Raw genomic sequence first — 12,423 nt, 5'->3', positions numbered from 1 at the left:
CGGGTCGCGAGGTCCGTAGGAAGGCCGCGTGAGAAGGAACACGTCGCGCCGGCGTGAGCGCCGTCGCCATCAGAATGGAGGAGGGACGATGAACAAGATCGCAATGCTCGCTGTCGCCGCGCTGACCATCGGGAGCGCCGCGAGCGCTCAGGGTCGCCTGTTCGCGCTCGACAGCAACCGTTCGCTGTACGACATCAACATGATGACCGCGGAGCGCACGCTCATCGGTCAGGTCAGCGCCAACGCCGGCACGACGGGCGGGCTCGCCTACGACGGCGCGACCGGCACGATCTACCTGACCTCGACGAGCAACGACGCGGTCTACACGCTGGACATCGACACCGGCATCGCCACGCTCATCGGCGGCTACGGCGACCCCGGCATCGTCATGCACGGCATCGAGTGGGACTCCAGCACCGGCACGCTCTACGGCGCGTCCGGCGGCGGCACCACGGCCGGCAACTTCTACACCATCGACACGAGCACCGGCTTCGCCAACCTCGTCGGCAACAACGGGCTCACCTCGTTCACCAACCTCGGCTACAACTCGACCACCAACACGATGTACGCGACCAACAGCGGCACCGACAGCTTCTACTCGGTCGATCGCGCGACAGGCGCCGCTTCGCTCATCGGGCCCCTGCTCACCTCGACGAACCCCAACGGGCTCGCGTACAACGCCGCCAACGGGCTGATGTACATGGTCGACAACTCGACCGACAACCTCTACACCATCAACCTGCAGACCGGCGAAGCCACCATCATCGGCTTCATGGGCTCTGGCAACTACCTCGGCCTGGTCTGGATCCCCTCGCCGGGCGCCGCCGCCCTGCTCGGGCTCGGCGCGCTCGCCGGCGCTCGTCGCCGTCGCAACTGATCATCCCCGGTTCATTCAGCACGAGAACGCGCACGACGGGCTCCTCAGGGGCCCGTCGTTGTTTTTCTCGTGCGTGCTACCATGCGGCGGCATGAATGTCGTCCAGAAACTCCGCCAGATCGTGAACGAGGTCCGCGCCCCGGGATCTCCAGCCAAATCAAACGAAGCGTGGGCGCTCGCCGAGCGCCTGCTCGCGCGCCTGCCCGTCGATCAACGCGCCGCGGCGGACGCCTGCGCCGAGCGGAACGCCGAGTCGCTCGACGCCATCGTCGCGCGCCTCGAGAACCCCGAGAAACCCGCGAGCGCAGGCGCCTCCATCCCCGAAGGCGAACTCGAGCGCGCGATGCGCGCGTTCAAGAAACGCCTGAAGGTCATGCGCCTCGCCGACGAATCGAAGCTCGGGGGCAGACAGCTCACAGGCGGGCGCGAGTCCGAGATCGACGCGATCATGCCCCCCACCGACTTCCCCCCGGCGGTCTGGATCGCGCTTGCGGAACGCGGCGACCTGAAACATACGGGAGGCGGGTTCTACTCGCTGCCGTGATCGCGCCGTCAGCGACAGGCAGCGCCGAAGTTCGCCAGCACCTCGTTCAGATCGCTGAAGTTCACCACGCCGTCGGCGTTGAGATCGCCGGGAACCGTTCCGGGCTCGCCGCTCTGCCCGAAGGAGGCGAGCACCTCGTTGAGATCGGCGAAGTTCACGACTCCGTCGCCGGTCGCGTCGCCCGGGCACGGCGCGTCGGAGGACACGGTCGCGCCGATCCGCGCCCACGCCCTCGTGGCGCCGTCGTCCTCGCGACGGGCGCTGATGATCCACGCGCCCGCCTGCCCGTCCGACGCGGACTGGGGCGCGCCGATGGTCGCGTGAAACTCCACGGCCTGGCCGGCGCCGACGGAGACATTGCTCGAGAAAGTGGCGGTGTCCCATCCCGTGTTCTCGAACCCCGGGGCGTTCTCCAGCAGCAGGGTGTAGGCGCCTGCGCCGCCTACGGACGCGCCCATCGCGAACGCGACGGTCGCGACCCCGCCCGGGCCGACCTCGATCATCTGCTCACAAGGCGAGATCGACGCGCGCGGGTCGAGCGTCATCGAGATGTCGGATTGCTCGCCCGAGCCGGGTCCCCAGACCGATGCCCACCTCGACTGGTCTCCCTTCAAATGCAGATCGAAGAACTCGGTGAGCAGTCGGCGCGTGACCGCGAGCTGCTGCGCGCGGCTGATCGTCCCGGAATCACAGAACAGGAACGAGGCGTCGGTGAAGCCGCAGTGAAACCCGCCCAGGATCAGCGGGAGCTGCTTCGGCGCGGTCGCGTTGTTGTACATCAACTGCCCGTGCTGCTTGACCGGGGTGATGGTGTCGCGGTCTCCCGCGATGAGTCGCGACGGGACCGTGACGGACGCCATGGCGTTCACCGCCGAGGGGTTGGTGTTCGCCGCCGCGAGGTTCGCGAGCGCTCGAACGCGCGCGTCCTGCGCGGTCGCGAGGATGCTCGCGCCGCCGCCCATCGAGTGGCCGGACATGCCGAACGCGCCGGTGTTCACGGCGCCGAAGAGGAATGACTCCGGGTCGGCGTGCTGCTGCTCGAGCCAGGTCAGGCAGCGGCTGAGGTCGAGGGCGAAGTTCGCGTGGTTCGGGGAGAGCCCCGACTCCGACTCGCTGGCGATGACCAGATAGCCGTGCGTCGCGAGGTGCTCCAGCGTTGACTGGTACTGCCCCACCCCCTGAAGGAACCCGTGGCCGAAGGAGATCGCCGGGTAGGGCGCGCCCGCGGGATCGAACGATGCGCCCTGGCCCTGCGCGGTCGCCGGGTAGAACAGCACCGCGCTGAAAGTGGAGCCGTTGGCGCGTGTCACCGTCACGGTGGATCGCCCGGCGAAGAACGCGCCGGGATCTGACAGGTCCGCCGCGCACGCCGACGCGAGGAGGAACGCGAGGATCACGGGCTGAGGCAGGAAGCGCATGTTGGGTCTCTCCCGCCCGGGGGCGTGGGTGTCAGCGGGGCCAGGTTGTCCAGCAGCCCGCGCGGGCGCTGGACAGCATGCATTCGACGAATTCGACGCCCCGGAGTCCGTCTCTGACGAGCGGAATGAGCGGCGGCGCCGGCTCGCTGGCCCCCTCGCGACGGGAGAGGATCGCCTCCCCGACATCCTTATAGATGTTCGCAAGCGCCTCGATGAACCCCTCCGGGTGCCCGGTGGGCAGGCGCGTCGCGCGGGTCGCGGCGGGGCTGAGCGAAGCCATGCCTCGCGTGAGGGTGCGCCGGTCGCCGTCCAGCGTGCGCACCTCGAGCAGGTCGGGCGCCTCCTGGCGCCACGCGAGCGAGCCAGTCTCGCCATAGACGCGGATGGACAGGTTGTTCTCTTCGCCCACGCAGATCTGCGACGCGCTCAGCGTGGCGCGGGCGCCCCCCGACAGCTTGAGGATCGCCGCGGCGTCGTCGTCGACGCGCCGCCCGGGCACGAACGCCGAGAGATCGGCGCAGACCGCCTCGATGCGCAGCCCGGTGACGAACTCGAGCAGGTGGGCCGCGTGGGTGCCGATGTCGCCGATCGCGCCGCCGGCCCCGGCGAGCGCGGGGTCGGTGCGCCACGACGCCTGCTTCTGCCCCGTCGATTCGAGGTCGGTCGAGAGCCAGCCCTGGTGGTACTCGACGCAGACCCGGCGCACGACGCCGATCGCGTGCGAGCGCACCAGCTCCCTCGCGTGACGCACCATCGGGTATCCCGAATAGGTGTAGGTCACGGCGCCGACCACGCCCGCGCGCTCGACCGCCTCGACCAGGTCGCGCGCCTGATCGACCGTCGTCGTCATCGGCTTATCGATGATGACATGGAACCCGGCGTCGATGAACGCGCGGGCGATCTCGTGGTGCGTGAAGTTGGGCGTCACGACGGAGACGACCTCGACCCGTTCGTGCGCCGGGCGGCGCGTCTCGGCGTCGAGCATCTCGCGCCAACTCCCGTAACTCCGCTGCGCCGAGAGGCCGAGCGCGAGGCCTGAGGCGCGCGATCGCTCCGGCTCTCCCGACAGCGCGCCGGCGCAGAAGTCGTACACCCCGTCGAGAGTGGCGGCGGCGCGGTGCACCGCGCCGATGAAGGCGCCCTGACCACCCCCCACCATCCCGAGCCGAACACGGTCGCGCACGCGAGACTCCTTTCTCCGGCTCATTCGGCGAAGGCGCTGTCGAACGCCGACGACGCCGAGGGGAACTGCAGGTCGCGCACGAACCCGACCGCCTCGGCGGCGCCGTGCTCGCGCGACATGTCCGGGTCTTCCCACTCCACCGAGAGCGGTCCGGCGTAGCTCGCGCGGTTGAGCGCGCGGATCACGCGCTCGAAATCGACCTGTCCCCGCCCGGGCGAGCGGAAGTCCCACGCGCGCGCCGGGTGTCCGAACTGGAGGTGCCCCCCGAGGATCGACGAGCGCCCGTCCTGATGCACGCTCGCGTCCTTCATGTGGCAGTGGTAGATGCGATCGGGGAAGGCGTCGACGAACGCCGCCGGGTCCATGCCCTGCCAGTGGAAGTGCGAGGGGTCGAAGTTGAAGCCGAATTCCGGGCGGTTGTCGACGGCGTCGAGCGTGCGCCGGGCGGTGACGAAGTCGTACGCGATCTCGGACGGGTGGACCTCGAGCGCGAACCGGACGCCTTCCGTCTTATACACATCGAGGATGGGCCCCCACCGGTCGGCGAAGTCCTGGTAGCCCCGGTCGATCATCGAGGCCGGCGTGGGCGGGAAGAAGTAGAGCATGGGCCAGATCGATGAGCCGGTGAACCCGTTGACGACGCTCACGCCCAGCCGGGCCGCGGCCCGGGCGGTGTTCATCATCTCCTCGGCGGCGCGCCGTTTGACGCCCTCGGGCTGGCCGTCGCCCCAGACATGGTCGGGGACGATGGAGCGGTGTCGCTCGTCGATCGCGTCGCAGACGCACTGGCCCACGAGGTGGTTGCTGATCGCCCAGACCTTCTGGCCGTGCCTCGCGAGGAGCTGTTTGCGCTCGTCGCAGTAGGACTTCTCGGCGAGGGCGCGACGGACATCGAAGTGGTCACCCCAGCACGCGAGCTCGAGCCCGTCGTACCCCCACCCGCCGGTCAGTCGGGCGATCTGTTCGAGGGGGAGGTCGGCCCACTGGCCGGTGAACAGGGTCACAGGTCGCTGCATATTCGCGGGGCTCCTCGGTTCTGGCCGAGCGACGGGAAAGGGGGCTGCAATCCTCGGAAGGTACTGTACACTGGCCCGCTCACCACGCCTTCGAGCAGGAGCGGTATGTCCCAGCCCCAACCCTCGCCCGGCCCCACGGTTGCGCCGCCCTTCGTGCGCACGCGCCTCAGCGTGATGATGCTGCTGCAGTACGCGATCTGGGGCGCGTGGCTGCCGCTGCTGTGGCCCTTCCTCAGCACGCACCGAGGGTTCACGCCGGGGCAGATCGGGGACATGTTCGCCGTCGGCGCGCTGGGCGCGATCTTCGCGCCCTTCATCGCCGGGCAGATCGCCGACCGCTGGTTCTCGACCGAGAAGCTCCTGGGGATCAGCCACATCCTCGGGGGCGTGCTCGTCTGGCAACTCGCCCGGCTCGAGACCTATTACGCTTTCCTCGCCTTCTCGCTCGCCTACTCGCTCATCTATTCCCCGACCCTCTCCCTCGCCAACTCGCTGTCGTTCCACAACCTGGCCAACCGCGATCGCGACTTCGGCAAGGTGCGTCTGTGGGGCACGGTGGGCTGGGTGCTCGTGGGCATCGGCATCGGGCAGTGGCTGCTGCGCAGGCACACGCCGGTGGATGTCGACGCCGCGACGGTGCTCGCGACGCAGGCCGCCGGCATGGCCGACGCGTTCCGTCTCAGCGCGATCCTCGGGATCGCGATGGGCGTGTACTGCTTCACGCTGCCGAAGACCCCGCCCGTGCGCGCCGAGAAGAAGAACGCCACGGTGAAGGCCCTCTCGCAGATCCGTTTCAACCCCCTGCTGATGCTGTTCCTGCTCGCGATCCCGATCTCGTGCATCCATCAGTTCTACTTCGTGCACACCGCGAGCTTCCTCGGACAGTTCCAGGTCCGCGCCGCCTCGACCATCAACAGCGTCTTCGGCGTCGGGGGCGGCGGGCTGATGACCATCGGCCAGATCGCCGAGATCATGGTTCTCGCCGCGATGCCCGTCGTCGCCCTGAAACTCTCGCGCAAGTCGCTCCTCGGGATCGGCATCCTCGCCTACGCGGCGCGCATGGCGCTCTTCGCGTACGTCGACCCCATCGCCGCCTCGACCGGGATCGCGCCCGTCGCGATCCTCGTGCTGGGCATCGCGATGCACGGGTTGTGCTTCGGCTGCTTCGTGTTCATCGCCTTCATGGTGGTCGACGAGGAAACCACGCCCGATGTGCGCGCCAGCGCGCAGTCGCTGTTCAGTCTCATCCTCTTCGGGATCGGGATCATCGTGGGGAGCAAGGTCGCAGGGTATGTCGCGGACCTCGCGACAACCGAGAGCGGCGCCCTCGACTACACGAGACTGTTCTCGTATCCCATGTGGGGCGCACTCGCGTGCTTCGCGGTCTTGGTCGCGTTCTATCCGCGGCGCAGCCCTCGTCGCGGCATGCCCACGCCGATCCCGGAAACGCCAGTCCCTTCCCCCACCCACGCCGCAGCGTCCTGACCATTCCACGCCCGTCCCTTCGGAGGAGCGACCATGCCCGACCGTCACGACCACCAGAACTCACCGATCGATCCTTCCCGTCGCGGCTTCGTGCTGGCCGCCGCCGCCGGGCTCGCGAGCACCGGGGCGCTGCTCTCGGCGTGCGCGTCGTCGGACTCTGCGGGCGCGTCCCTCTCCGGCCCGGCGCCGCGCGCGAAGGCGCGGACGCCCCTGAAGGACAGCGAGCCGGTGCGCATGGTCGTCATCGGGACCGGCGGCATGGGCACGGGCCACTGCGACGCGTTCATCTCACTGACGAAGCAGAACAAGATGAATGTGCGCATCGTGGGCGTCGCGGATGTGTGCCAGTCGCACCTCGACCGCGCCGCGAAGCGCTGCCGCGATGGGCAGCCGGGCGTCGAGGTGCAGGCGACGCGCGACTACCGCGAGCTGCTGACTCGACCCGATGTCCACGCCGTCCTCATCGCGTCGCCCGAGCACTGGCACGAGAAGCACGCCACCGACGCGCTGCTCGCCGGCAAGGATGTCTACCTCGAAAAGCCCATGACCCTGCACCTGAACGAGGCGCTGCGCCTCCGGCGCGTCGTGCAGGCCAACCCCGACCTGCGCCTGCAGGTCGGCACCCAGATGACCAACCTGCCCAAGTACCACGCGGCGAGGAAGATGATCGAGGACGGCACGATCGGGACCGTCGTCTCGAGCCAGACCTCGTACTGTCGCAACTCGAAGGACGGGGAGTGGAACTACTACGGGCTCGACCCGAACTGGCAGCCCGGCGTGAACCTGGACTGGGACGAGTGGTGCGGCCCGCTGGGCCCGGCGAAATGGGACCCGCTCGTGTTCGCGCGCTGGCGCCGCTACAAGAAGTATTCCACCGGCATCCTGGGAGACCTGCTCGTGCACGTGATGACGCCGATGCTCGTCGCGATCGAGCCGGGCTGGCCCACGCGCGTCGTCGCGACCGGGGGCCACCTCGTCGACAAGGCGATGGAGAACCACGACCAGGTCAACATCACCATCGAGTTCGAGGACGGCCAGACCATGGTGCTCGCCGGCTCGACCTGCAACGAGGTCGGCCTCGAGACGATGATCCGGGGCCACAAGGGCAACATCTATCTGGGCGGGCGAAACTGCGTGATGCGCCCCGAGCGCATCTACGCCGACGACCTCGACGAGGAGACCGTGATCTGCCCCGACATCGGCAACGACCAGGACCTGCACCGCATGAAGTTCATCGAGTGCGTGCGAACCCGTGCCCAGCCCGACAGCGACATCGAGCAGGGAACCAAGGTCATGGTCATGGTCGACCTCGCGACGCGTTCTATGTGGGAGGGCGGCGCGTTCGCGTTCGACCCGCGCACCATGACGGCTCGGCGGCTGTGAACGACGAATGACGCTGCTGCTCGCCACCAACGCGCTCGGGACACGGGTCGAGCTGGCCCTCGACGGGCCGGAAACGCCCGCGCTGCGCGCCGTGGGCGAAGAGGCCATCGACGAGATCCTGCACTGGCACGAGCGGCTCTCGCTGTATCAGGCCCACTCGTTCCTCTCGCACCTCAACCGCGAGGCGTCGTCGCGCGCCGTCGCGCTCGACGACGACCTGTTCTCGCTGCTCGCCCTGTGCGACCGCGTCCACCGTGAGTCGGCCGGCGCGTTCGACCCGACGGTCGAGACCAACGGGGAGGCGGCCGGCTGGGCCTCGCTGGTCGCGCTGGACGACGCCTCACGCTCGGTCCGGTTCGCGCGCACGGGCGTCCGGCTCGACCTGGGGGGCGTGGCCAAGGGGTTCGCGCTCGACCGCGCGGCGGGCCGGCTGCGCGACCACGGCGTCGGCTCTGCGTTGCTGCACGCCGGGACGAGCGGCGTGATCGTGATCGGCGATTCGCCGCGCACGATCGGGGTGCGCAGCGCGCGCGGCGTCGAGGCGGTGAGTCTCGCGAACGAGTCGCTGTGCGTGTCCGCCCCGCGCGGGCGGGCCGAGGGCGAGTGGTCGCACATCCTCGATCCCACGGACTCGACATCCTCGCGTGGCGCGGACACCGCGCTGGCGATCGGCCCGGAGTGCGCCGAGGCAGACGCCTGGGCGACGGCGCTCGTCGTGCTCGGGGGCAGGCCCGAGACCGCGCCGGCGCGTGTGCGCACCGGCGTGCACGACGGGCAGGGCTGGACAACCCACGGCATCCACTTCTCACCCGCTTCGGAGGCGGCATGACCGAGCAGAGCAGACGCGAATTCCTCATCCAGAGCGCCGGCGCCCTCGCGGCGTTCGCGATCGTTCCGAACCTCGACGCCCTCGCGGCGCAGCAGGCCGCGGCCGGGGGCGGGGGCGGGGGCGGCGCCCCGCTCGGCGTCGCGCTCGTGGGCGCCGGGCGACAGGGCAGGGCCATCCTCGGCGAACTCGCGAAGATCGAGGGCGTGCGCGTCGTCGCGGTCTGCGACGACGACGAGTCGCGCATGAACGCCGGCGTGCGGCGGGTGCAGGGCGCGAAGGGCTACACCGATCACCGCGCGATGCTCGACGGCTCGCCCGACGCGAAGGCGGTCATCGTCGCGACGCCCACGCACCTGCACCGCCAGATCGCGACCGACGCGCTCAGCGCCGGCAGGCATGTCTACTGCGAGGCGCCCCTGGCGCACACGCTCGAGGACGCCCGCGCGATCGCGCTGGCGTCAAAGAACGCGCCGGCGCTCGTCTTCGCGTCGGGGCTCGAGGCGCGCTCGAACCCGATCTACCAGCTCGCGAGGTCGTTCTATCGCTCGGACTCGGTGCGCGACGCGGTCGCGATCGAGGCGCAGCACTTCCAGAAGACCTCGTGGCGGTTCCCCTCTCCCAACCCGGCGCGCGAGCGCGCCGTGAACTGGCGGCTCGACCCCGAGGTCTCGCTCGGCCTGCCCGGCGAGTTCGGCGTGCACCAGTTCGATGTGGCGCTGTGGTACACGGACCGCTTCCCGACCTCGGTGGTCGGCGGCGGCGGGGTGATGCTCCACGACGACGGGCGCAGCGTGCTCGACACCACCTTCAACACGCTTCGATTCGACCGCGGGCTGTACATGCACCACCAGGCGTCGCTCGCGAACTCCTTCGAGGGGCGGCATGAGATCCTGCGAGGCAGCAACGCGGCGATCAAGCTCGCGTGGACCGCCGCGTGGATGTTCAAGGAGGCCGACGCGCCCACGCAGGGCTGGGAGGTCTACGCGAACCGCCAGCAGTTCCACAACGAGGAGGGCATCACGCTGATCGCCGACGCGACGAAACTCGCCTCCCAGGGCAAACTCAAGGAGGGCGTCGGCCTCCCGAACCCGCCCCTGTACTACTCGCTGTCGGACTTCGTCGCGAGCGTGCGCGAGGGCAAGCCCGCGGTCTGCAACGCCGCCGACGGGCTGCGCGCGACGGTCGTGGCTATCCACGCTGCAAGGGCCGCCGCGAACGGCGTCGAGCAGACCATTGACCCGGCCCACTACCAGATCTGAACGGAGACGACTCGCGTGCGATTCCGCCTGCGACAGCTTCATTTCCTCGCGCGTGTTGGCCTGACCGGGCTCGTGCTCGCGCTCGGACTCGGGCTGATCTCGTCGGCGCTGCACCTCGTGAATCACTACGAGAAACGCGACGGCGTGCCGGGGCTGACGCTCGACGACATCCGGGCGGCGTACCACGGCATCGACTCGCCGTCGGCGCTCGTGCTCTCGCTCGAGCGGGGGCACCCCGAAGAGCTGACCCAGGAGGACCGGGCGGCGCTGCTCGCGTGGCTGGGCTCGGACCGTGTGTCGGAGGACTTCGACTCCCTCGATCTTGGCGACGACGCGCCGGCGGAGATCATCGCGAACTCGTGCTTGTCGTGCCACGCACGCAACGCGTCGCCCGCGTCGTCACAGCTCGCGGCGAGGGATCTCCCGCTGGAGTACTGGGACGATGTGCGCAAGCACGCGTTCGCGAGGAGCGTCCCGGCGACGCCGCGCGAGATCGTGCTGATGTCGATGCACGCCCACGCGCCGGCGATGGCGACGATGAGCATCGCGGTCGCGCTGCTGGGCGTCGCGTCGGTCTTCCCCCGGTGGATGACGGGCGGGCTGGTCGGGCTGATGGGGCTGTCGCTCATCGCGGACCTGGCGTCGTGGCTGCTGGCGCGCGAGATGGTGGAGTTCGTGTACGTCATTGTCGGCGCCGGCGCGCTCTACAACCTCGCGACGGGTCTGCTGCTCGTGGTAGTCGTTCTCGAGCTCTGGAGGCCACGAACCCGCGCCGAGCGCGAAGGGGCTGCGGCGTGACGGAGCGATCGCTGACACGACGCGAGGCGATCGGGGCGTGCCTGAGCGCGGGCGCGGCGATCGCGCTGGGCGCGTGCGCGTCGCGCGCGGCTCGCACCGGTTCGCGCGAGCCGCTGTACACGATCTCGCTGGCGCAGTGGTCGTATCATCGCGCCGTGCATTCGGGCACGATGACCACGATGGACTTTCCAGGAATCGCGCTCCGCGAGCACGGCATCGACGCGGTCGAGTATGTCAGCACGCTCTTCCCTCGGAAGGATCTCGCGGCGGAGGCGAAAGAACTCCGCGCACGCTGCGACGATCTTCGCGTGCGCTCGCTGCTGATCATGGTCGACGCCGAGGGCGCGCTGGGTGATCCGGACCGCGACGCGAGAGCCCGCGCCGTGGAGAACCACCGGAAGTGGCTCGAGGCCGCGTCGGCCCTGGGTTGTCACTCGATCCGCGTGAACGCCGAGAGCCGGGGGACGCCCGACGAGCAGGAGCGCCTCGCCGCCGACGGGCTGCGCGCGCTGTGCGAGCGCGCCGAGCCGTTCGGTCTGGATGTCGTCGTCGAGAACCACTGGGGGCTGTCGTCGACGGCGCCGTGGCTCATGGCCGTGATGCGCCGGGTCGATCACCCGCGCGTCGGCACGCTGCCCGACTTCGGCAACTTCGACCCGAAGGTGCAGGACCGCTACGACGCGGTCCGCGCGATGATGCCCCTCGCCCGCGCGGTGAGCGCGAAATCCAACGACTTCGACCCGCAGGGAAACGAGTCGACCACCGACTATCTGCACATGCTTCGGATCGTCGCCGACTCCGGGTATCGCGGTCGCGTCGGGATCGAGTACGAAGGGTCGCGCCTCGCCGAGCGAGACGGGATCGACGCCACGAAACGCCTGCTCGAGCGGGTCCGAGACACACTCCAGCGAGAGAACACCTACGCATGACACGCTTCGCCCTTGCCGTCGCCGGGATCGTCGCCTCCGCCTCGCTCGCCGCGTGCGCGAGACAGCCGAACTCACTGACGCGAGCCGAGGAGTCGGCTGGCTGGGTGCTCCTGTTCGACGGCGAGTCGACGGAGCATTTCCGCGGCTATCGCAGGCCGGAGTTCCCCACGCAGGGCTGGGCGGTCGTGGACGGCACGCTCCGGCGCGTCGCCGGGCCTTCTGGGGGCGACATCGCGACGCGCGGGCAGTACGGGGACTTCGAGTTCGTCTGCGAATGGCTCGTCACGCCCGGCGCCAACAGCGGGATCATCTACCGCTCGACCGAGGACAAGGGCAGCTCGTGGGAGACGGGCTTCGAGTTCCAGATCCTCGACGACGGGGCCCATCGCGACGGGTCAACGCCGAAGACTCGCGCGGGGTCGCTCTACGACCTCGTCGCGCCCTCGCGGGATGTCGTCCGCCCGGCGGGCGAGTGGAACGAGGCGAGGATCGTGGCGCGGGGCGACCACCTTCGCCACTATCTCAACGGCGTGCTGATCGTCGACATCCGCCTCGACAGCGACGAGTACCGCGCCGCGCACGCGACGAGCAAGTGGCCGGGCATGGCGGACTTCGGCAAGCGTCCGAAGGGCCACATCGTGCTCCAGGACCACGGCGACGAGGTGTGGTTCCGCAACATCCGCGTGCGCGAGCTGCGCTGAT

The 12,423-nt window shown here is 69.6% G+C and carries 12 protein-coding genes; 9 read left to right on the top strand and 3 right to left on the bottom strand.

All coding sequences use genetic code 11. The features are described 5' to 3' along the window. Positions 1-88: 88 nt before the first annotated feature. Together KF684_07570 and KF684_07565 are read left to right on the top strand one after the other, a co-directional pair. Complete coding sequence (locus KF684_07570) at positions 89-877, top strand: hypothetical protein (GenBank protein MBX3352778.1); 789 nt, start codon at positions 89-91, stop codon at positions 875-877. A 91-nt stretch (positions 878-968) separates the two neighbouring features. Beyond that, complete coding sequence (locus tag KF684_07565) at positions 969-1,421, top strand: hypothetical protein (protein ID MBX3352777.1); 453 nt, start codon at positions 969-971, stop codon at positions 1,419-1,421. An 8-nt stretch (positions 1,422-1,429) separates the two neighbouring features. Here the strand turns inward: KF684_07565 and KF684_07560 are convergent, their stop codons facing one another. From KF684_07560 to KF684_07550, 3 genes are read right to left on the bottom strand one after another with little or no spacing between them, the layout of a single operon-like run. Beyond that, on the bottom strand, positions 1,430-2,839 hold the full coding sequence (locus KF684_07560; GenBank protein ID MBX3352776.1) for a hypothetical protein: 1,410 nt from the start codon (positions 2,837-2,839) through the stop codon (positions 1,430-1,432). A gap of 31 nt (positions 2,840-2,870) precedes the next feature. Then, on the bottom strand, positions 2,871-4,022 hold the full coding sequence (locus tag KF684_07555; protein MBX3352775.1) for a Gfo/Idh/MocA family oxidoreductase: 1,152 nt from the start codon (positions 4,020-4,022) through the stop codon (positions 2,871-2,873). 20 nt (positions 4,023-4,042) lie between these two features. Further along, a complete protein-coding gene (locus tag KF684_07550) occupies positions 4,043-5,038 on the bottom strand; it encodes a sugar phosphate isomerase/epimerase (protein MBX3352774.1) in 996 nt (331 codons plus the stop codon). Positions 5,039-5,143: 105 nt separating this feature from the next. Between KF684_07550 and KF684_07545 the strand changes: the two genes are divergently transcribed. Genes KF684_07545 through KF684_07515 form a run of 7 tightly spaced genes read left to right on the top strand, consistent with a single transcriptional unit; the run spans position 5,144 to position 12,422 of the window. After that, a complete protein-coding gene (locus tag KF684_07545) occupies positions 5,144-6,523 on the top strand; it encodes an MFS transporter (protein MBX3352773.1) in 1,380 nt (459 codons plus the stop codon). A gap of 33 nt (positions 6,524-6,556) precedes the next feature. Then, positions 6,557-7,906 (top strand): Gfo/Idh/MocA family oxidoreductase, encoded by a 1,350-nt coding sequence (locus tag KF684_07540; GenBank protein MBX3352772.1) that lies wholly within the window; start codon positions 6,557-6,559, stop codon positions 7,904-7,906. Between the two features lie 7 nt (positions 7,907-7,913). After that, positions 7,914-8,735: an FAD:protein FMN transferase gene (locus KF684_07535; protein MBX3352771.1), complete on the top strand. Its 822-nt coding sequence runs from the start codon at positions 7,914-7,916 to the stop codon at positions 8,733-8,735. After that, the gene (locus KF684_07530; protein MBX3352770.1) at positions 8,732-9,994 is read left to right on the top strand and encodes a Gfo/Idh/MocA family oxidoreductase; all 1,263 of its coding nucleotides are present in this window, start codon (positions 8,732-8,734) and stop codon (positions 9,992-9,994) included. Before KF684_07535 ends, KF684_07530 begins: the two co-directional genes overlap by 4 nt. A 15-nt stretch (positions 9,995-10,009) precedes the next feature. Further along, the gene (locus tag KF684_07525; protein MBX3352769.1) at positions 10,010-10,792 is read left to right on the top strand and encodes a hypothetical protein; all 783 of its coding nucleotides are present in this window, start codon (positions 10,010-10,012) and stop codon (positions 10,790-10,792) included. Next, positions 10,789-11,721, top strand: a complete 933-nt coding sequence (locus KF684_07520) for a sugar phosphate isomerase/epimerase (protein ID MBX3352768.1) — start codon at positions 10,789-10,791, stop codon at positions 11,719-11,721. The genes KF684_07525 and KF684_07520 overlap by 4 nt, the downstream gene beginning before the upstream one ends. Then, the gene (locus KF684_07515; protein MBX3352767.1) at positions 11,718-12,422 is read left to right on the top strand and encodes a DUF1080 domain-containing protein; all 705 of its coding nucleotides are present in this window, start codon (positions 11,718-11,720) and stop codon (positions 12,420-12,422) included. Before KF684_07520 ends, KF684_07515 begins: the two co-directional genes overlap by 4 nt. The last annotated feature ends 1 nt before the right edge of the window (position 12,423 follow it).

This window comes from Phycisphaeraceae bacterium, from assembly GCA_019636675.1.
Taxonomy (GTDB): Bacteria; Planctomycetota; Phycisphaerae; order Phycisphaerales; family UBA1924; genus JAHBXC01.
Note: the sequence above shows the minus strand (reverse complement) of the source record. Positions and strands in the feature narration are given on the sequence as shown.

Excerpts from the sequence above, each read along its gene's own strand:
- KF684_07570 (MBX3352778.1), top strand. The coding sequence starts at position 89 with ATGAACAAGATCGCAATGCTCGCTGTCGCCGCGCTGACCATCGGGAGC.
- KF684_07565 (MBX3352777.1), top strand. The coding sequence starts at position 969 with ATGAATGTCGTCCAGAAACTCCGCCAGATCGTGAACGAGGTCCGCGCC.
- KF684_07560 (MBX3352776.1), bottom strand. The coding sequence starts at position 2,839 with ATGCGCTTCCTGCCTCAGCCCGTGATCCTCGCGTTCCTCCTCGCGTCG.
- KF684_07550 (MBX3352774.1), bottom strand. The coding sequence starts at position 5,038 with ATGCAGCGACCTGTGACCCTGTTCACCGGCCAGTGGGCCGACCTCCCC.
- KF684_07545 (MBX3352773.1), top strand. The coding sequence starts at position 5,144 with ATGTCCCAGCCCCAACCCTCGCCCGGCCCCACGGTTGCGCCGCCCTTC.
- KF684_07540 (MBX3352772.1), top strand. The coding sequence starts at position 6,557 with ATGCCCGACCGTCACGACCACCAGAACTCACCGATCGATCCTTCCCGT.
- KF684_07535 (MBX3352771.1), top strand. The coding sequence starts at position 7,914 with ATGACGCTGCTGCTCGCCACCAACGCGCTCGGGACACGGGTCGAGCTG.
- KF684_07530 (MBX3352770.1), top strand. The coding sequence starts at position 8,732 with ATGACCGAGCAGAGCAGACGCGAATTCCTCATCCAGAGCGCCGGCGCC.
- KF684_07515 (MBX3352767.1), top strand. The coding sequence starts at position 11,718 with ATGACACGCTTCGCCCTTGCCGTCGCCGGGATCGTCGCCTCCGCCTCG.